Source organism: Frondihabitans australicus, from assembly GCF_003634555.1.
In the GTDB taxonomy this organism is placed as follows: domain Bacteria; phylum Actinomycetota; class Actinomycetes; order Actinomycetales; family Microbacteriaceae; genus Frondihabitans; species Frondihabitans australicus.
The window spans coordinates 964,220-984,220 of the sequence record NZ_RBKS01000001.1 but is presented as its reverse complement, the minus strand read 5'-3'; the positions used below and the strand labels follow the sequence as shown (position 1 = coordinate 984,220).

Genomic DNA, 20,001 nt, shown 5'->3' with positions numbered 1-20,001 from the left:
GTCACTTTCGGTGGGATGCCGGACGGCTCAGTTGCCGCACGCCACGATCGGAGGATTCGGATCGGTGTTGCCCTGGACGGTCGCGGTGACCTGCACGTTGACCGCATCGTCTGGAACGGTACTAGACGTGGTGTACGCACCCCCGCCGACAGGGCCGCTCGACCAGAGACCGAGTGCGTCCTGGAACCGGACCAGGTAGCTCGACGGCGTGATCCCGCCGCCGTTGACCGGATCGTTGACCACCAGCGGCTGACCGGGCGTGCACTGCGCGACCGATGCACGGGTGGCGATCGGCGTCGCTGCCACCGGATCGGACTTCGCGCCGCAGATGGCGCCGGCGCTGTCGCGGCAGCCGCGGAACCAGAAGCTCTGCGACGTGCCGTAGATCGAGGTCCCGTCGGCGTTGACGCTCGTGATGAAGTCGTTCGGATTCACGGTGGCCCAGGTCGACCCGCCGTCGCCCGACACCTGGTACACGACCGCCGTGCCCGACGCGACGGAGAGACCGCTCACCTGCACGTCGAAGTAGCCGCTGGTGCCGTTCGCCGCGAGCTGCACCGTGCCCGTGGCCTGCCCGGGAGCCTGGAGGCTCTGCACGCTGTTCGACTTCGACGTCGAGCAGAAGAGACCGTTGTCGGAGTAGACGAAGTACGTGTACTGCTGGCCGTCCTGAGCCGTGGTGTCGACGCCGTTGCTCGTCGAGATCGCACCCGGCTTCGAGGACGGCGAGCAGGCCTGCGCTGCCGCGTCCGCGCCGTTCGCCCGCGCGACCGTGTACGTGACCCCGGCTGCGCCCGCAGGATCGCTCGCAGAGTGCGACACCTTGACGTCACCGGTGCCGTCCGTCAGGAGGGTCGCCGTCACGGTCACGGTCGACGGCACCCCCACTGCCACCCCGGTCGACACGGGGCTCCGCGCCCAGTCCGCCGTGCTCGAGACCTGCGCGGAGTTCGTCGCGTACACCTGCACGCTGTACTGCGCCCCGGACTGGAGGCCCGCGATCGTGGTCGAGGTGGTGCCCGCCGGCACGGTCTGTGTGCCGGGAGCACCGGCTCCTGCGATCTCGACCACGTACCCGGTGACCTTGCTGCCGTTCGTCGGCGTGGGCACCGTGTTCCAGCTCACGTTCAACGCATCGGGCGTCGACGAGGACGGCGTGACGGAGACCCCGGTGGGGCTCGCCGGCACGTAGTCGGCGCTGTACGCCGCCGACGCGGGGCTCTCGGCGGAGGCTCCGATCGCGTTCACTGCAGCGACGGTGAACGTGTAGGGCGTGGCGGGATTCAGGTTGGTCAGCGTGCAGACCGTCGAGATGCCGCAGTCTTTCGTGTAGCTCCCGGCCGTCGACGAGCCCGTCAGACGGTAGTCGGTGATGGGCGAGTTGTTGGCCCGCGGAGCCGAGTACGAGAGGGTCAGCTGGCCGCCGACGAACGTGCCGGATCGGATGGGCGCCGGGGGCGCGTCGGGGACGTCCTCGACCGAGATGGTCACGTCGCCCCAGACGTAGCGGTCGGGATCGTTCGTGACGTCGGCCACCTCGTACTGGAGGTGCGTGTCGAGCGGCTTCGCGTCGGCCGAGACGTGAACGGTCAGCCGCGAGTCGTCACCGCTCGGCGTGACGGAGACCCCCGCGGGCAGAGACGCGCCGCCGAGACCGCGGATCGCGATCACCTTGAGCGGCGAGCCCGGGAACGGGTTGGTCGCCTGGTCGTTCGCGAGCACGTTGATCACCGTCGTCGAGCCGCGCTTCGTCACCGCGCTGTCGGCCGCCGCGATCGCCAGCGGGCGCGTCGAGCCGACGACGGTCAGACTGATCGTGCCCGCCTGGCCCTGGGACACCGAGTCTCGGACCGTCATCCCGAGCCGGGAGCTCGTTCCCTTGGCCGCATCGGCGTCGGCCCGGATCGTCAGCTGCTGGCCCGAGATCGAGAACGTGAAGCCGGGCACGTCGCTCGTCGTGGCCGCGTAGCGAAGCTCCCCGACGTCCTTCGGATAGTTGTAGGTCGTGAGCTTCGTGAGGTCGAGGGTGCGTGAGTCGCCGGGCTCGAGGTCGAGGGTCGCGCCGTCGAACACGGGTGGCTGATTGGCACGCGCGGACACGGTGATGGGCAGCACGAGCGTCGCCGTGTGACCGGAGGGGTCGGTCGCCGATGATCCGTCGGTGACCTGGAACGAGATCGACGCCTGTCCGAAGAACGCGGCCGCGGAGGTGAAGCGCAGGGTCGTCGAGTTCACGACGAGATCGCTGCCGTCGGAGTGCGTGGCCCGCACCGTGGACGTGTCGGTCAGTCGGACGCCGCTCGGGCTCGTCGAGATGACGTACTTGTTGAGGTCGATCGTCAGGGTCTTCTCGCTGACGACCGTCAGCGGGGCGGCGGCCTCGTTGACCTGCGGCAGCGCGTCGTCGAAGCCTGGCACGCGGATGAACGCGTAGGCCCGGATCGAGGGGTCGCCGGGGTGCGAGACGTAGAACGGGATGATCTGACTCTTGTCGGTGATCGTCACCCGGATCCGGTGGTTCGCAGTGACCTGAGCCGTCTTGCCGTACCCGGGGAGGACCCCGAGGCCTAGGGTCGACACGTTCCCGTCGGCGAAGAAGACGTTCGCGAGGACGTTCACGTCGATCGTCTTGCGGTTCAGGATGTTGTTCAGCGTCAGATCGCTGTCCTGAGCGACGGGGTAGTTGAGTGCGGCTTTCGGATCGACCTTGACCGTGATGAAGTTCGACGACTCGCCGCCGAGGTCGTTCGCGACGGTGTACACGAGGCCGTACGTGCCGGCCCGGTCGGGCGGGGTGACCCGCACCACGCCTCCGGCCTCGATGGTCGCCTTCACGGCCTTGTCGTTGGGCTTCACGGCCACCACGTGCAGGCTGCCGCCGTCGGGATCGGAGTCGTTCGCCAGCACCTGCACCTGGATGCTTCCGCCCGGTCGCATCGTGACCGCGTCGGCGACGGCGATCGGGTTGCGGGCGTCCTGTGCCTTGGGCGAGATGCCGACGCGGATCGTCCCGGTCGCTCGGGCGCCGAGACTGTCGATCACCGTGTACGTGAAGGAGTCCGTGCCCGCCGAGTAGGTGCCCGCCTGATAGTCGATGTAGTTCGAGCCGACCGACGAGACGTTGCCCTTCTGCGGGTTCGAGTCGACGCCGAGAAGCTGCACGGAGTCGCCGTCGGGATCGATGTCGCCGAGCGGCACCTGGATCCGGACGGTCTGACCGGCCACGACACGCGCGGTCAGCGCCTGGGGCACCGGAGGGTTGTTCGTGGCGGCGTCGGCCTCTCGCACCGCGATGCTCACCTGCGCGGTCGCCCTCTGCCCGTCGGCGCCCTCGATGGCGTACTCGGCGGTGAAGTTGCCCGGACTCTTCGGGGCGAGATAGCGGAGCTGGTCCCCCGAGACGAACAGCAGGCCCCCGCCCGACGAGACGTTCTTCACGAGCTTCGGCTCGAGAGTGATCGCCTCGCCGTCGGGCTGCTCGTCGTTCGCGAGGACGTCGATGTCGATCGTCTCGCCGACACGCGCGGTCGCCTGGTCGTTCGTCGCGATGGGAGGCTGCAGGGTCGTCGGTCGCGGGATCTGGACCACTGTCACCGACCCCTGAGCCGACGCCAGCCCGTTCGTCACCGTGTAGGTGAACGACACCGGCCCCCGGTCCAGTGGCGCGGTCAGAGTGATGCGCAGGTATCTCTGCTCCAGGATCTGCACCTGCACCCCGGACGACGCGGGCAGGGCGCTCGACGCCGTCACCATGAGCACGTTTCCGGCCGGGTCGGAGTCGGACGCCGTGATGTCGACGGTCTGAGTGCTGAGGCTCTGGACGAACACGGTCTTCGGAGTGGTGATCGGCGGGGTGTTCGGCTGCGGCGGAGCCTGCACGTCGACGCGCACGGTGCCCGTGGCCGTCTTGTCGCCGTCGGTCACGGTGTATTCGAGGTTGTGGGTGCCGACCACGGTGCTGACGAAGGTGAACGTGCCCGCCGAGTAGCTGGGCGTGATCGTCGCCCCCGTCTTCGCCGGCACGCTGTTCAGCTTGATCGTGCCCGTGCCGCCCTGGGCGTACTGGAGCGGACTCACCGTGGTGACCTCGCCCGAGTACGCCTGCACCGAGAACGACTCCGCGGTGAGGGGCACCTGGCCGGCGGCGTCGACGGTAATCGTGAGCGTGCCTCTTCCGACCGCCGTGCCGTCGGAGACCGTGAGGAGGATCTCCTGCGTGGAGGGCCCCTTGCCGGAGTCCTGGTAGACCACCTCGCCGGTGGGCTTGAACGTCACGGTGCCGCCCGATGCCCCGGTGGCGCCGGTGAGGTAGAACGGGTCCCCGTCGGGATCGACCCAGTCGCCGAGAGTGTCGACGGTGACCCGGCCGGAGGACGCGACCACGGCCTTCGTGGCGCGGACCTGCTCGGGCGCGGAGTTCTCGCCCGGACGCCGGATCGTCACGGTGACGCGCGCACTGTCGCTGCCGCCCCGGCCGTCTGTGATCGTGTAGTCGAACGTCACGACGCCGGAGGCGTTGGCCGCGAGGGTCAGCTGGAGCTGCTGAGCGCTGGCGATGATCTCGACCTTGCCGACCGAGGCCGACACCGGAGTCACGGCGGTGATGACGAGCGGGTCGCCGTTCGGGTCGTAGTCGTTCAGGAGGACCGGCAGGACGGTCGCCCTGCCGGGCCGCGCGCCGAACGAGTCGTCGACGGCGACGGGCGGTTTCTCCTGGACCTCGAGCTTCTGCTGGTCGCTGTCGTCCTTGATCGGGTTCTTCTGCTGCTCCTTGTCGTTCGTGATCAGGTCGCTCCAGTTGTCGATGAGCTGACCGGACCTCTGGACGGCCCAGCTGGAGCCGCCTGCCGTGTCGTTGAGGACGACCCGGCCGCCGTTCTCCTGGAACTGGAGCGACGCCGAAGCGGGCATGGAGGCGAGCTTCTGGAGGCGCCCCGACGAGGAGCAGTCGTTCCAGCCGGCGCCGTCCGCCCAGGCGGCGTACGTGCAGCCCCCGACGGTCACCGGACGCGCGGGATCGCCGCCCCGACCCGAGACCCGGGTCGACACGGAGCCCGAGAACGAGACGTCGAGGAGCCCCGACGCCGACGCGACGCGCACCGTGCTGCCGGAGTCGGCGGACTCCTGCAGCGCGACGCGGCCGGTGACGTCACCGGAGAGGTCGACCCGGTGGCCGTCGACCACCAGGACGTCCCGAGTCGTGTCGAGCACGGCCCAGTGGCTGCCGATCGACGCCACCTGGAAGGAATCGGACTTCTTCATGCTCGTGACCCGCGTCGTCGACGAGACGCCGAACGTCGTGACGTCGTCGACCCGCGAGATCTCGGAGCTGTCGGGCGAGTACGCCACGAGGGTCCCCGAGGGCGTCATCCCCGTGACGACGTTGGAGCCCAGGCTGAGGTCCGCCTGCGACGTCGCATCGAACGCGTCGAGCGACGAGACCGGTGTCGACCAGAACTCGCCCGTCTTGCCCGACACGATCACGACGGTGTCGCCGGAGAGCAGGACGTCGGGGCTGTTCGGCGGCAGCGGCACCGTCTGCGACACCGAGGCGGTGCTGGTGTTCACGGCCCCGACCGTGGCGTCGCTCTGGTCGAGGAGGAGGACGTGCGAGGCGTCCTGGACGACCGCGAGGTCGCTGCCCGTGCTCCGCGCCGCCGAATTGAGCTGGAGCACGGCGGGGTTGGCTCGGCCGATCGCCGTGAGCGAGTCGTTCGCGACCCAGACGGTGCCGTCGTCGAGACTCACGCGCTGCGCCTGGTAGCCGGAGCTCGTCAGCCCGATCGTGGCGCACACCGCCGCGATGACGACGGCGAGAAGACCCGTGGCGGCCGCCGAGCGGTGCGCCAGGAGCCAGCGGAGCAGTCGACTCACGAAGAGCCCTTCGCCGCCGCGCACTTCTCGGCGCTGGCGGGACCGTTCTTCCCGGCGCGGTTGACGGTCACGGTGATGCAGACCTGCTGGCCGTCGGTGATGGGTGCGAGGAAGGTCGAGGACGTCTGCGTGCTCTTGTTGTCGGTGCCCGAGGTGACGACATAGGTGTCGCCCGACCGGAGCCCTGGATCAGTCCAGCTGAACCGGACCGACGAACCGGTGACCGACGCGTGGATGTTCGAGACCTGCGGGATGTCCGAGGACGACGACCGGATCAGGAAGAGCGACGAGATGCCGACGAGCACGAGAGCGACGAACGCGGCGGCGATCACCGCCCAGGCGAGGTACTGCGACCGTTTCGGGCTCTTCGCCTCCGGACGCGTGCCCGTGCTGCGCGGGATCGCCTTGCTGTTGCGGACACCCGCGTCGAGCCCGCCGGATGCGGCGGAGCCCTCCAGCGAGCGGCGCCGGCGTCGACGGGCGCCGGAGGCGACCGGAGCGCCCTCTGATCCGCGCACCCGCGTGCGATCCTCGAGGTCCGCGACGGTGGCCAGCGCCCAGTCGTCGACCGCGACCTCGATGGGCGTCTGCGCGACACCGAGCTCGGACTCGACCTGCTGGAAGTCGCGTACGAGCTCCAGGACGCTGGCCTGCCGCTGCTCCGGCCGGTGCGACATGGACCGCTGGAGCGCCGCCTCGAGACTCGGCGGGACGTCGGTGCGGCCGATGGACTGGATCCGGCCCTTCTCGATCCGCTGCATGAGGTCGGCCGACGTGTTCGCACCGCCCATGACCTCGAAGGGGCTGCGGCCGGCCAGGAGCGAATACACCGTCGCCCCGAGCGACCACACCTCGCTGGCGACGGTGCCGGACGTGTCGTCGCGGAGGACCTCGGGAGCGGACCACGGGATCGACAGGCCGACCACCTCGGTCGGCTCGCTCTCGCCGAGGGAGGCCGCGATGCCGAAGTCGGAGAGCACGGGGTGGCCGTAGGCCGTCATGAGGATGTTCGACGGCTTGATGTCGCGGTGGAGCACGCCCTGACGGTGCGCGGTCTCGATGGCGCTGCCGATCTTCACCGCGATGCGCATGACGTCGGCCACGGGGATCCGCTCGCGACGGTAGCGCTCGCTGAGCGACGAGGAGCACAGCTCCATCACGAGGTAGGGCCGCCCGTCGGCCGACACGCTCGCCTGGTACACGGTGAGGATCGAGGGGTGACCGCTGAGCTGCGCCATGAGGTTGGCCTCGGCCTGGAACATCTGCCGGACCTGGTCGTTGACGACCTCGCTCAGCATGACCTTGACCGCGACCTGCCGGCGCGGCATGTTCTGCTCGTAGAGGAAGACGTCGGCGAAGCCGCCGGAACCCAGCACGTGCATGTGCGAGAAGCCAGGCAGCACAGGGGGCTGCGACGGCAGGCGCCGTGCCATGTCGCCCCCTCGGATGCTTGGGTGGAGGACGCCCGAGGCGCCCGCGTCGGATTGCCGATCCTCAGCATTGTATGCGGACACCCCCGCCCCACCGGGGGGCCTGGGGGGCATCTGTGGACAACTGCCTGGCCCCCACTTCGGGGGGCGTGGGTCAGGGTCGGGGCAGCCGATCGGTCGGCAGAGTGGCCTCCAGGTCGGCCTTCTCGACCACCTTGCGCACGTCCACGACGACCGCGGTGACGTTGTCCCGACCGCCCGCCGCGACCGCCGCCGCGACCAGAGCCGTGGCGGCCTCCTCGGTGTCCGCGTGCTCGGCGAGGCCCGCGGCGATCGCTGCCGTCGGCAGCTCTTTCGTCAGACCGTCCGAGCAGATCAGGAGCCGCAGCCCGGCTCGCGCAGGAACCCGCCAGTAGTCCGGGCTCGGCTCGGCGCCGAACCCGATCGCCTTGGTGATGACATTGCTGTCCGGGTGGTTCTCGGCGTCGTCGGGGTGGAGCATGCCGGCCGCGACCATCTCCTGGACGACCGAGTGGTCGACGGTGACCTGGCTCAGCAGGCCGGAGTCGAGCATGTAGACGCGCGAGTCGCCGACGTTGAAGATCGTGAAGTACGCGGAGTCGCCCTCGCGCGTGAGGATCGCGCCGGTGACGGTGGTGCCGACGCCCAGTTCGGTGCCGACGGCGGCCACCTCGATGTCGTCCGTGGCGAGCCGCAGAGCCTCCTCGAGCGACTCGGTGTCGAAGAAATCGCCGGTGGCCGATTCGTCGAGCCGCCGGACCACGGCGTCGGAGGCCACGTCGCCGGCGCTGTGACCGCCCATGCCGTCGGCGACGACGAAGAGCGGTGAGCGCGCGACGAAGCTGTCCTCGTTGTGAGCGCGTCGGAGCCCCACGTCGGTGGCGCCCGCCCAGTCGAGGACGACGCTCGACGCGTCGCCGAGGCGGATGGTGTGTGCGGTCGTGGGGCGGCCGATCTGGGTCACAGGGCTGATTCTTCCTGGGGGACGAGGCGGTTCAGGGGCAGGATCTCGAGATGGTTCCCGTCACCTATGTCTACTATCGTGCCCGCGAGCACCACGATCGACTCGCCCTGCCGTAAAGCCACGGGAAGTCGGCCCGGAATGACGACGCGGGTGCCGTTCGTCGACCGCATGTCCGTCACCACCACCGCCGTCCCCTCCTGCCGGATGTCGACGTGCGTCGCGGAGACCTCGCCGCGAGCGGAGGGCACGGCCGCGAGTCGCGGCACCGCACCCCGCACGATCCGCGGCGGCGAGGGGCGCCGACCGACGATCAGCGGGGCGTCGAGCGCGAACGTCGCTGCGCCGATCCTGACGCTGTGGAATCGCGCGGGCGACGAGGTCGTCATGGACCCTCCCGGCACAGACAGAGCGAGCCGAGCGGCTCACGGTGCTCACACCGTACCAACTCGCGCCGACCCAGCGCGTCCCCGTCACGCCCAGCACCGGTCCCCCACATCCGGTGCGGCCGAGCAGCTGTCCACAGAGTGGGCCGCCGGCCGACCCGCCGAGGACGCCTGACCCCTACCGTGACGCCATGACCACAGCCACCCATCCCCGTACCGCCGTCAGCGTCGCCCGACACGACTCGCCCATCGGCGTCCTCACCATCCACGCCCGAGGGCCCGCGATCTCGCGTCTCGACATCGAGGCCGACGAGAACCCGGCCCTCCCGCCCTGCGCCGACGAGCTGTCGTGGCAGCCGACACCGCTCCTCGACGAGGCCCGCCGCCAGCTCGACGACTACTTCGCCCGGCGCCGCTTCGGCTTCACCCTTCCGCTCGACAGCTACGGCACCGACTTCCAGGAGGAGGTCTGGAACGCCCTCACCGACGTCCCATGGGGAACAGCCACGAGTTACGGCGAACTCGCCGAGAGAACAGGCAGACCCCTGGGCGCCCGAGCGGTGGGCGGGGCGATCAGGGCGAATCCCGTCGCGCTCCTGGTCCCCTGCCACCGCGTTCTGGGCGCCGGAGCCCGGCTCACCGGCTACACACCCGGCCGGGGTGTGCCGACGAAGAGGTGGCTCCTCGAGCACGAGGGCATCGACTTCGTCGGCTGAGCGATCCCCGCGTGGTCACTCGTCGAGAACGCTCTCCGACACCACGACCAGCTCGTCCCCGGCCTGCTCGACGACGATGCCCTCGCCCCCAGCCCAGTCGACGAAGTCTCGAACGGAGTCCACCTCCGGTCGCGATCGGAGGAGCATGCGGACGAGCGTGCCCTTCGTCTTCTTGTTGAAGTGGTTGAGGGCACGGCGTCGTCCGCCGTCGTCGGAGACCACGCGGACATACGCGGATCCTTCGGGGGCGGGGCCGAGCTCGGTGTACGACTCGCTCCGGAGATCGACGATCGGACGACCTCTCGACGCCAGCGCGCGAGCGACGGGCCGCGCCCACACGGAACGGAGGCTGACGCCCTTCTCGACGAGTGACGGAAGCCGGGAGTCGTGCGAGAGCCGATACGCGGGGATGGGGTCGAGGGCCCCCACGACGCCGAAGAGGGCTGAGTGGATGGCGAGGTGCTCGCCCGCCCACGCCGTCTGCTCCTGCGTCATATCGTCCGCCCCGATGGGGTCGAAGGCGACGCCCGTGTACCTCTGGAGCGCAGGGAGCGTCGGCGACGTCTTCAGCGCCCGGTTGCGGTCGACCTCGAACCTCAGCCGCTCGCCGATCTTGAGCGCGTGCATCGACGCGTCGGCGTCGCGGGCGAGTCGGACGACGGCGGTCGCGAGCGATCGCCGCTGGCGCTCCAACGACGGGAACGACAGCGCCGAGAAGTCGAGCGGCGCGCACGATCCGCCCTCGCGCTTGGTCTCGGACGGTGGGAGAAGAAACAGCACGGTGACCCCGGGGAACGAACTGAGCCGCTCGGCTCCGGTGGCAGAAGCCCCGGAGCCGAGCGGCTCAGTGAGAAGAAGAGAGAATCAGGCGAGGGCCGCGTTGCGGGCCACGATGGTGACGGTGTCGTTCTCGACCGAGAGGAAGCCGTCCTCCGCGGTCGCGTCGACGATGCCTCCACCGGTCTCGCGCACGCGCACCTGGCCGGAGGCGAGGATCGCCAGCACGGGCTGGTGCCCGGGCAGGATTCCGATCTCGCCCTCGGTGGTGCGGGCGGTGACCTGCGCCGCCTCGCCCGACCAGACCTGCTGGTCGGCCGAGACGAGGTTCACGGTCAGCGGCATGATCAGCCGTTCTCTTTCTGGATCTGCGCCCACTTCTCTTCGACGTCCGAGATGGAGCCGACGTTGAAGAACGCCTGCGTGGCGACGTGGTCGAACTCGCCGTCGGCGATCGCCGTGAAGGACTCGATCGTGTCCTTCAGCGGGACGGTCGAGCCCTCGACACCGGTGAACTTCTTCGCCATGTAGGTGTTCTGCGAGAGGAACTGCTGGATCCGGCGCGCGCGGGCGACGGTGATCTTGTCTTCCTCGGAGAGCTCGTCGACACCGAGGATCGCGATGATCTCCTGGAGCTCCTTGTTCTTCTGCAGGATCGCCTTGACGCGGATGGCCGTGTTGTAGTGGTCCTCGCCCAGGTAGCGCGGGTCGAGGATGCGGCTCGTCGACGTCAGCGGGTCGACCGCGGGGTAGAGACCCTGCGAGGCGATCTCGCGGGAGAGTTCGGTCGTCGCGTCGAGGTGGGCGAAGGTGGTCGCCGGAGCCGGGTCGGTGTAGTCGTCGGCCGGCACGTAGATCGCCTGCAGCGAGGTGATCGAGTGACCGCGCGTCGAGGTGATGCGCTCCTGGAGCATGCCCATCTCGTCGGCGAGGTTCGGCTGGTAGCCCACGGCGGACGGCATGCGGCCGAGCAGCGTCGACACCTCGGAGCCCGCCTGCGTGAAGCGGAAGATGTTGTCGATGAAGAGGAGGACGTCCTGCTTCTGCACGTCGCGGAAGTACTCGGCCATGGTGAGGGCCGAGAGGGCGACGCGGAGACGGGTTCCCGGCGGCTCGTCCATCTGGCCGAAGACGAGGGCGGTCTTGTCGAAGACGCCGGCCTCCTCCATCTCCATGATGAGGTCGTTGCCCTCACGGGTGCGCTCGCCGACGCCGGCGAACACCGACACACCGCCGTGGTCCTGCGCGACGCGCTGGATCATTTCCTGGATGAGGACCGTCTTGCCGACGCCCGCGCCGCCGAACAGGCCGATCTTGCCACCCTGGACGTACGGCGTGAGGAGGTCGATGACCTTGATGCCGGTCTCGAACAGCTGGGTCTTCGACTCGAGCTGGTCGAACGCCGGAGGGTCGCGGTGGATCGGCCAGCGCTCGGTGATCTCGATCGTCTCGCCGGGCACGCCGTTGAGGACGTCGCCGGTCACGTTGAAGACCTTGCCCTTGGTCACGTCGCCGACGGGCACCGAGATGGGGGCGCCGGTGTCGGTGACCTCCTGGCCGCGGACGAGGCCGTCGGTCGGCTTCAGGGCAATCGCACGGACGAGGTCGTCACCGAGGTGCTGAGCGACCTCGAGCACGAGCTCGATGGTCTGCTCGCCCAGGGTGATCGTCGTCTTCAGCGCGTTGTAGACGCCGGGGATGGCGTCGTGCGGGAACTCGATGTCGACGACGGGGCCGGTGACGCGCGCGATGCGCCCGACTCCCCCGGTCGCCTCGGCCGCGACTGGCGCGGTGGCGGTGTCAGTCATGGTTTCTCTCTCTTCTTGTTACTTCTTCTTGGCCGAGCTGAGGGCGTCGGCGCCGCCCACGATCTCGGAAATCTGCTGCGTGATCTCGGTCTGACGCGCGTTGTTGGCGAGCCGGGTGAAGTCGCGGATCAGCGTGTCGGCATTGTCGCTCGCGGACTTCATCGCCTTCTGGCGTGCGGCGTGCTCGGAGGCGGCCGACTGCAGCATGGCGTTGAACAGGCGGCTCTCGATGTAGACGGGAAGAAGGGCGTCAAGGACGTCCTCCGCCTCCGGCTCGAACTCGTAGAGCGGCAGGATCGCGTTCTCCTCCGGCTCGTCGATGCCTTCGACGACCTCGAGGGGAAGCAGGCGGACGACCTCGGGCGTCTGCGTGACCATGCTGACAAACCGGTTGTAGACGACGTGGATCTCGTCGACGCCGCCCTCGTTCGAGTCCGTGAGGAACTTCGACACGACCGCGTCGCCGATCTCCTTCGCGGTGGCGAACTCGGGCTGGTCGGTGTTGCCCGTCCAGATCTGCTCCGACTCGCGGTTGCGGAACGAGAAGTAGCTCTGCGCCTTGCGGCCGACGAGGTAGAACACGACGTCCTTGCCCTCGCTGCGCAGCAGGGTCGCCAGCTCTTCGCCCGCCTTCAGCACGTTCGACGAGAAGGCGCCGTTCAGGCCTCGGTCGGACGTGAAGAGGACGATCGCCGCGCGGTCGATGGTCTCGGGCTCGGTGGTCAGCACGTGGTCGACGTTCGAGAACGTCGCCACGGCCGACACGGCACGCGTCACTGCACGCGAGTACGGGCCCGACGCGGCCATCCGGGCCTGCGCCTTCTGAATGCGCGAGGCCGAGATGAGCTCCATCGCCCGGGTGACCTTCTTGGTCGTCTGGGCAGAGCGAATGCGCTGTCGGTAGACCCGAAGTTGCGCTCCCATGTGTCTCCTGTTGTGTCGGTGAGGGTCAGGTCGTCAAGCGGGGTGAGCCGGAGCTCAGCGCGACTTGACGATCTTCTCCTGGTTGACGTCCTCGCGGGCGGTCGCCTCGAACTGCTCGGTCCCGACCGAGGCCAGGGGCTTGCCCTCGCCGGTCTGGAACTCCTTCTTGAAGCCGTCGACGCTCTTCTCGAGCTCTTCGACGATGTCGTCGGAGAGCACGTTGGTGTCGCGGAGCTTCGTGAGGACGTCGCCGGTGCGCTCGAGGTAGTCGTGGAACTCGGCCTCGAAGCGAAGGATGTCGGGGACCGGCACCTCGTCGAGCTTGCCGTTCGTGCCGGCCCAGATCGAGACGACCTGCTTCTCGACGGGGAACGGCGAGTACTGCGGCTGCTTGAGGAGCTCGGTCAGGCGCGAGCCACGGGCGAGCTGACGGCGCGACGCGGCGTCGAGGTCGGACGCGAACATCGCGAACGCCTCGAGCGAGCGGTACTGGGCCAGCTCGAGCTTGAGCGTGCCGGAGACCTTCTTGATCGACTTGACCTGGGCGTCGCCACCCACGCGCGACACCGAGATGCCTACGTCGACGGCAGGACGCTGGTTCGCGTTGAACAGGTCGGACTGGAGGAAGATCTGGCCGTCGGTGATCGAGATCACGTTGGTCGGGATGTACGCCGAGACGTCGTTGGCCTTGGTCTCGATGATGGGAAGACCGGTCATCGAGCCGGCCCCCAGCTCGTCCGACAGCTTCGCGCAGCGCTCGAGCAGACGCGAGTGCAGGTAGAAGACGTCACCCGGGTACGCCTCGCGTCCCGGCGGACGACGCAGGAGCAGCGACACGGCACGGTAGGCCTCGGCCTGCTTCGACAGGTCGTCGAAGATGATGAGGACGTGCTTGCCGCCGTACATCCAGTGCTGGCCGATGGCCGAGCCGGTGTAGGGCGCGAGGTACTTGAAGCCGGCCGGGTCGGAGGCGGGCGAGGCGACGATGGTGGTGTACTCCATCGCGCCGGCGTCTTCGAGGGCGCCCTTCACCGAGGCGATGGTCGAGCCCTTCTGGCCGATGGCGACGTAGATGCAGCGGACCTGCTTGTTCTCGTCGCCCGACTCCCAGTTGGCCTTCTGGTTGATGATCGTGTCGATCGCGATGGCCGTCTTGCCGGTCTGGCGGTCGCCGATGATCAGCTGGCGCTGGCCGCGGCCGACGGGGATCATGGCGTCGATCGCCTTGATGCCGGTCTGCATCGGCTCGTGCACCGACTTGCGCTGCATGACGCCGGGAGCCTGGAGCTCCAGCGCACGACGCGTCTCGGAGGCGATCTCGCCGAGGCCGTCGATCGGGTTGCCCAGCGGGTCGACCACGCGGCCGAGGTAGGCGTCGCCGACCGGCACGGACAGGACCTCGCCCGTGCGGGTCACCTCCATGCCCTCGTCGATGCCGGAGAACTCACCCAGCACGATGACGCCGATCTCGTCCTCGTCGAGGTTCTGCGCGAGGCCGAGGACGCCGTTCGAGAAGCGGATGAGCTCGTTCGCCATCACGCCGGGGAGACCCTCGACGTGGGCGATGCCGTCCGCGGCGTCGATGACGTGGCCGACCTCTTCGGTCGAGGTCTGCGAGGGCTCGTACGCCGAGACGAAGTCTTTGAGGGCGTCGCGAATCTCGTCAGGACTGATCTTGATGTCTGACATCGTGATTCCTTGTCGTAACTGGGTAGTGCGTGGAGGGCGGCAGTGCCTGGCGGAACAGTGCCCCGATGACTGATGCCGGTGTCAGCCGGCGAGCTGGAGGCGGAGGTCGGCGAGCCTGGTCGACACGCTACCGTCGATGACCTCGTCACCGACCCGGACTCGGAGACCTCCGAGGATCGAGGGGTCGATCACGATGTTCACCGTGAGGCTGCGGCCGAACTGCTTCGCGAGCCCGCGCTCGAGCCGCGCGACCTGCTCGGCGCCGATCGGTGCGGCACTGGTGACGACCGCGACGAGCTCGCCCGCCTCGTCGGCCACGATGGCCGATGCGTTGCGCAGGAGCTCGCCGATACGCCGCCCGCGGGGCTGTTGCACCAGCTGCGACACAATCGCGACCGTACCCGCGGATGCCTTGCCGCCGAGGAGCTTCTCGACGAGGGCGGCCTTCGCCGGACCGTCGCTCAGCTTGGTGCCGACCGCCAGCTCGAGGGATGCGTCGGACGCCACGATCTCACCGAAGGCGAAGAGCTCGCCCTCGATCGAGACGTCCTTCGACGAACTGCGCGCGATGGCACGGATGCCGATCTCCTCCACGCCGGCCAGGAGGTCGGTGTGCGAAGACCAGCGGCTGCCGGCGATGACGGTGAGAAGCGCACGGGTGGGCTCGCCGAATCCGGCGAAGAGCCGGTCGATGAAAGCCTTCTTGTTGGCGGCGTCCTCGGCCGGGTCGGCCAGGAATCCGAGCAGCTTCGAGTTCGAGCCGATGACTCGGCCCGCGTCGAGCAGCTGCTCGCCGGTGGCCAGGTCGACCGCGCCACCGAGGTCGGCGAGCACGCCGCGCGCTGCGGCGGTGGCCTCTCTGGTCATGGAGCCCATGGTCAGCTGCCCGCCTTCGGCTGCGCGCCCGCGGCGTCGGACGACTCGAGGTCGGCCAGGAACCGGTCGACGATGGCGGAGGCCCGCTTGTCGTCGTTGAGGCTCTCGCCGATGACCCCGCTGGCGAGGTCGATCGCGAGCGAGCCCACCTCAGCACGGAGCGAGACGAGGGCGCTCTGGCGCTCGGCCTCGATCTGCGCCTGCGCGTTGGCCGTGATGCGATCGGCGTCGGCCTGAGCCTGGGCGGTCACCTCTTTGCCGATGCGCGTGGCGTCGGCACGAGCCTGCTCGCGGATCTTGGCGGCCTCGGACCGGGCGTCGGCGAGCTGCTTGTTGTACTCCTCGAGTGCGGCAGCCGCTTCGGCCTGGGCGTTCTCGGCCTTCTTGATGCCGCCCTCGATCACCTCGGCGCGCTCGTCGAGGTTCTTCTGCAGGCGCGGAAGCGCGTAGAACACGAAGAACAGAACGATCACGACGAAGCAGAGACCACCCCAGATGAGGTCGGGAACCGCGGGGATCAGCGGATTGTGCGAATCCGCCGCCGCGAGGATCTGTGCGCTGGTCATGCGTCAGCCCTACTTGGTGAAGATGAAGTACGTCGCGATGCCGATGAACGCCAGCGCCTCGGTGAAGGCGATACCGATGTACATCAGCACCGTGAGGCGACCCTGGAGCTCGGGCTGGCGGGCGACGGACTCGATGGTCTTGCCGACCACGATGCCCACGCCGATGGCGGGGCCGATCGCAGCGAGGCCGTAACCGACCGTCGCGATGTTTCCGTTGATGGCGGCGAGAACGGTTGTTGCGTCCACGTTGTGTTTCCTTCCGTGATGGCGGCTCGGGCGGGTGCCCGGGCCGTTGTTAGTGTTCGTCGTTCAGCGCGAGCTGAACGTACACAGCGGTGAGCAGGGCGAAGACGTACGCCTGCAGAAAAGCGACGAAGATCTCGAACAGGGTGAACGCGAAGCCGAAGGCGACCGTGCCGATGCCGAACAGCGCGAAGAGGTTGTGCGACTCGAAGAAGAAGAACGAGGTCGCCGTGAAGAACAGCACGAGCAGCAGGTGCCCGACGATCATGTTCATCAGCAGTCGGAGCGTCAGCGTGATCGGGCGGAGCACGAAGGTCGAGACGAGTTCGATCGGCGTCACGAGGAAGTACAGGGGCCACGGCACGCCCGGAGGTACGAGGGCGTTGCGGAAGAAGGTGCCCGGGTGCTTCTTCACGCCCGCGTAGATGAACGCGACGTACGCCACGATCGCGAGGATGAGGGGAACGCCGATCAACGACGTGCCGGCGATCTGGATTCCGAAGATCGTGCCGGAGAGGTTGAAGAACAGAACCGTGAAGAAGACGGAGACCAGGAGCGGCGTGAAGCGACGGCCGTCCTTCTTGCCGAGGATGTCGTTCGCCACGCCGTTCTGAACGAAGCCGAAGCCCAATTCAACGACGCTCTGGAAGCGACCGGGGACGAGCTTCATCTTGCGCGTGCCGAGCCAGAACAGGACCAGCAGGAGGGCGGTCATGAAGAACCGGGCCAGCATGATCCGGTTGATCTCGAAGGGCGTGCCGACGAACAGGAGGCCGTTCGGGAAGAACTCGTCGATCGATGGGCCTTGGAAACCTCCGCTGCTATCGCTCGCGGCGGCGAGAGGATGCAACAGGGTGATGGCGTTAGCTAACAGCGCTATCTCCTGATTCGGGACGCGGGCACTTGGCACCGGGCACGGGCTCCTGGTCAACAGCCAACAGCTGTTGTCGAACAGCCCCCACACGCTGCCGCGCGACGCGGCGATGATCTATGGGGAAGCGACCCTTCGGCAGTTCACAGGCCGGGGACACGAACACGTACAGCCTATCAACAGAATGACGCGCGATTGCACCAATGACGGGCCGGATGGCAGGTTTTTCGCGGGATTTCAGGCGTCTTCGCTCGACGTCGAGTCACCCGGAAGTGCGATGTCGCTGACGTAGGGCATGCGCGATCGGGTGACGACCACGACGTCGACCACCAGGCTGCCCACGACACCGACCACGATGCTCAGGAACATCACCAGCGTATTCACGAAGGCCGCGTCTTTCAACAGGATCACGATCACAAGGAAGAGGATGAACTTCAGCAGCCACCCGCCGAGGACGATCCCGAAGAACGCTCCGCTGATGAGCGTGCCGCCCGAGGCCTTGAGGCCGAGGAGGATGCTCACCGCAGTCAGACCCGTGAAGACGAGGGCCAGGGCGGTCCCGATCAGGGCCCCGACGACGCCTGTCACACCGACGGTCACTCCCCCGACGATGCAGCCGACGACCGCGATGCCGAGCGCCAGGAGCGAGCCGAGGGTCAGGATCCTGAGGTAAATGCGGTTGTTCGCGGGGTTCATCGTGGCGGGCCGGAGCGGCCCCGCGGGCGGGGTCTGGGGAGTCATGCGGAGGATCTCTCGGAGTCGTTGCCGGACGAACGGCTGGGAGGCGTGGCGGGCGCGTGGCTCGCCGGGGTCGACGGCACGCGCGGCGCCGGGCCGGTGGGGTTCCGGAGCGCGGTGACGACCGTGCGCTCCTCGTCGAGGCTGGGCTTTGGGGCGAGCGCCGCTCGCTGCCCGCGTTCGTCGAGGGCGTCGAAGCGCTGGGGCTCGGTCAGCCCCGCGGTGATCGGGGCCGTCGTGCCGCTGCGGGCGCTCTGCACCGCCGCCTCGACGCGCTTGCGCCGGCTCAGCGGGGCGAGCGTGAGAGCTGCGCAGACCACGAAACCGACGGCGAAGAAGAGCACGACGACGTGGGCCGGCACGAAGACGAAGAGCAGGCAGCTCACGGCGACGACGGCGGTCCACGCGTAGAAGATCAGGACGGCGTGGAAGTGCGAGTGCCCCATGTCGAGCAGCCGGTGGTGCAGGTGCTTGCGGTCGGCGCTGAACGGCGACTTGCCCGCGCTCACCCGGCGCAGGACCGCCAGGCCGAAGTCGAGCAGCGGCACGATGAGGATGGCGAAGGGCAGCAGGATCGGCAGGAATGCCGGCAGCAGCGTCGATCGATCCGTCGACGCCGGGTCGATGTTGCCGGTGACCGAGATGGCGCTCGTCGCCATGAGGAGGCCGGTGAGCAGCGCGCCGGCGTCGCCCATGAAGAGCCTGGCCGGGTGCCAGTTGAGCGGCAGGAAGCCGAGGCAGGCGCCGATGAGCACCGCGGTGATGAGGGCGGCGAGGTTGAAGTAGCCGTACTCGCTGGTGGAGGCGAGCACGAAGCTGTAGATGAAGAACACGCCGTTGGCGATGATCGTCACGCCGGCGACCAGGCCGTCGAGCCCGTCGATGAAGTTCACCGCGTTCATGACGAGGACGACGGCGAGGACCGTCAGGATCAGCGACATGTAGCTCGACCCGATGGTGAGCCCGCCGATCGGAAGCGACACCAGCTGCACGCCCTGCCAGGCGAGGAGGCCCGCGGCGATGATCTGGCCCGCGAGCTTGGTCATCCAGTCGAGGTCGAAGAGGTCGTCGATGACCCCGATCACGACGATGATGGCGGCCGCCGCGAGGATCGCGATCACGTGGCCGGGCGACTCGAAGACGAGCCGGAAGTAGTCGACGTGCGCGATCAGCGGGAAGACGAGCCAGGCCGACAGCAGCGCCACCACGACGCCGGCGAACATGGCGACGCCGCCGAGCCGGGGCGTCGGGTTGGTGTGGACGTCGCGCTCTCGGATCTTCGGGGCCAGGCGGTACTTCGTGCCGAGCCGCCAGGCCAGCACGGAGAGCGCGAAGCTGACGACGGCCGAGATCGCCGCCGCGAGCAGGTAGTACCTCATGGCCCGGACCTCGGGGGTGCGACGGAGGTCATACGACCACGTCGCTTCCCGCCACTCGGCGGATGTCGTCGTCGGAGATCACCCCGTGTCGCACGATGCGCAGTACGCCGTCGTCGGCGCCGGTCGCGTCGACGATCGTCGAGCCGGAGTTCGCCCCGGGGCGCTGCTCGTACGCGGTGCCGGCCTCGCCGCCGTCGAGGTAGACGGAGACCGCCTCCCCCAGCATCTGCGCGGCCTGTGCTGCGGTCGTCGCGGCGGGCTTGCCGGTGAGGTTGGCGCTCGACACGGCGAGGGGCCCGGTCTCCTCCAGCAGCTCGAGCACGAGGTGGTTGCTCGGCTGGCGGAGCGCCACGGTGCCGCGGGTCTCGCCGAGATCCCACATCAGCGACGGCTGAGCCCGCAGGATCACCGTGAGTCCGCCCGGCCAGAACTCGTCGATGAGCGGCTGCACGAGCGACGGGACGCTCTCCGCCAGCGCGGCGAGCGTCTCGGGGCCTTTGACCAGCACCGGCGGCGGCGACTGGCGCGTGCGCCCCTTGGCGTCGAGGAGGCGCTGCACCGCGGCCGCGTCGAAGGCGTCCGCGGCGAGACCGTAGACGGTGTCGGTGGGGAGCACGACGAGCTCGCCGCGCGAGATCGCCTGGCGGGCGAGTCGCATTCCGGTGAGCAGGTCGGCGTCGACGGAGCAGTCGTAGATCGTAGGCATGTCGTGCGCCAGTGTACTGGCCGTCACCCGAGCGAC

17 protein-coding genes are annotated in these 20,001 nt (G+C 68.7%); 1 reads left to right on the top strand and 16 read right to left on the bottom strand.

Annotation, left to right across the window (positions count from 1 at the left end):
- Positions 1-27: 27 nt before the first annotated feature.
- The 4 genes from C8E83_RS04535 to C8E83_RS04520 form a co-directional block, all read right to left on the bottom strand.
- Positions 28-5,874 carry an Ig-like domain-containing protein gene (locus tag C8E83_RS04535; RefSeq protein ID WP_147430082.1) on the bottom strand — a complete coding sequence of 1,949 codons (5,847 nt, stop codon included), beginning with the start codon at positions 5,872-5,874 and terminating at the stop codon, positions 28-30.
- Positions 5,871-7,307: a serine/threonine-protein kinase gene (locus tag C8E83_RS04530; protein WP_121368635.1), complete on the bottom strand. Its 1,437-nt coding sequence runs from the start codon at positions 7,305-7,307 to the stop codon at positions 5,871-5,873. Before C8E83_RS04530 ends, C8E83_RS04535 begins: the two co-directional genes overlap by 4 nt.
- Before the next feature lie 151 nt (positions 7,308-7,458).
- Entirely contained in the window at positions 7,459-8,289 is an 831-nt protein-coding gene (locus C8E83_RS04525; protein ID WP_121368634.1) for a PP2C family protein-serine/threonine phosphatase, read from the bottom strand.
- Positions 8,286-8,675: an FHA domain-containing protein gene (locus C8E83_RS04520; RefSeq protein WP_121368633.1), complete on the bottom strand. Its 390-nt coding sequence runs from the start codon at positions 8,673-8,675 to the stop codon at positions 8,286-8,288. Before C8E83_RS04520 ends, C8E83_RS04525 begins: the two co-directional genes overlap by 4 nt.
- 188 nt (positions 8,676-8,863) lie before the next feature.
- Here C8E83_RS04520 and C8E83_RS04515 point away from each other — a divergent pair, with 188 nt between their 5' ends.
- Positions 8,864-9,388, top strand: a complete 525-nt coding sequence (locus C8E83_RS04515; RefSeq protein ID WP_121368632.1) for a methylated-DNA--[protein]-cysteine S-methyltransferase — start codon at positions 8,864-8,866, stop codon at positions 9,386-9,388.
- A 15-nt stretch (positions 9,389-9,403) separates the two neighbouring features.
- Here the strand turns inward: C8E83_RS04515 and C8E83_RS04510 are convergent, their stop codons facing one another.
- From C8E83_RS04510 to C8E83_RS04455, 12 genes are all read right to left on the bottom strand, one after another.
- Positions 9,404-10,168, bottom strand: coding sequence for a YaaA family protein (locus C8E83_RS04510; RefSeq protein WP_121368631.1), 765 nt, complete (start codon positions 10,166-10,168; stop codon positions 9,404-9,406).
- Between the two features lie 84 nt (positions 10,169-10,252).
- Entirely contained in the window at positions 10,253-10,510 is a 258-nt protein-coding gene (locus C8E83_RS04505) for a F0F1 ATP synthase subunit epsilon (RefSeq protein ID WP_121368630.1), read from the bottom strand.
- 2 nt (positions 10,511-10,512) lie between these two features.
- Positions 10,513-11,973: a F0F1 ATP synthase subunit beta gene (gene atpD, locus C8E83_RS04500; RefSeq protein ID WP_121368629.1), complete on the bottom strand. Its 1,461-nt coding sequence runs from the start codon at positions 11,971-11,973 to the stop codon at positions 10,513-10,515.
- A gap of 18 nt (positions 11,974-11,991) precedes the next feature.
- Entirely contained in the window at positions 11,992-12,897 is a 906-nt protein-coding gene (locus C8E83_RS04495; RefSeq protein WP_121368628.1) for a F0F1 ATP synthase subunit gamma, read from the bottom strand.
- Positions 12,898-12,951: 54 nt separating this feature from the next.
- Entirely contained in the window at positions 12,952-14,586 is a 1,635-nt protein-coding gene (atpA, locus tag C8E83_RS04490) for a F0F1 ATP synthase subunit alpha (RefSeq protein ID WP_121368627.1), read from the bottom strand.
- 81 nt (positions 14,587-14,667) lie between these two features.
- On the bottom strand, positions 14,668-15,462 hold the full coding sequence (locus C8E83_RS04485) for a F0F1 ATP synthase subunit delta (RefSeq protein WP_121368626.1): 795 nt from the start codon (positions 15,460-15,462) through the stop codon (positions 14,668-14,670).
- 2 nt (positions 15,463-15,464) lie between these two features.
- Positions 15,465-16,028 (bottom strand): F0F1 ATP synthase subunit B, encoded by a 564-nt coding sequence (locus C8E83_RS04480; protein ID WP_121368625.1) that lies wholly within the window; start codon positions 16,026-16,028, stop codon positions 15,465-15,467.
- A 9-nt stretch (positions 16,029-16,037) separates the two neighbouring features.
- Positions 16,038-16,274, bottom strand: coding sequence for an ATP synthase F0 subunit C (gene atpE / locus C8E83_RS04475; RefSeq protein ID WP_066280781.1), 237 nt, complete (start codon positions 16,272-16,274; stop codon positions 16,038-16,040).
- A gap of 49 nt (positions 16,275-16,323) precedes the next feature.
- Positions 16,324-17,121, bottom strand: coding sequence for a F0F1 ATP synthase subunit A (gene atpB, locus C8E83_RS04470; protein WP_425454751.1), 798 nt, complete (start codon positions 17,119-17,121; stop codon positions 16,324-16,326).
- A gap of 258 nt (positions 17,122-17,379) precedes the next feature.
- Entirely contained in the window at positions 17,380-17,883 is a 504-nt protein-coding gene (locus C8E83_RS04465; RefSeq protein WP_121368624.1) for a Cg1360 family ATP-synthase-associated protein, read from the bottom strand.
- The gene (locus C8E83_RS04460; protein WP_121368623.1) at positions 17,880-19,259 is read right to left on the bottom strand and encodes an MraY family glycosyltransferase; all 1,380 of its coding nucleotides are present in this window, start codon (positions 19,257-19,259) and stop codon (positions 17,880-17,882) included. Before C8E83_RS04460 ends, C8E83_RS04465 begins: the two co-directional genes overlap by 4 nt.
- Positions 19,260-19,287: 28 nt before the next feature.
- The gene (locus tag C8E83_RS04455) at positions 19,288-19,965 is read right to left on the bottom strand and encodes an L-threonylcarbamoyladenylate synthase (protein ID WP_121371732.1); all 678 of its coding nucleotides are present in this window, start codon (positions 19,963-19,965) and stop codon (positions 19,288-19,290) included.
- Between the last annotated feature and the right edge of the window lie 36 nt (positions 19,966-20,001).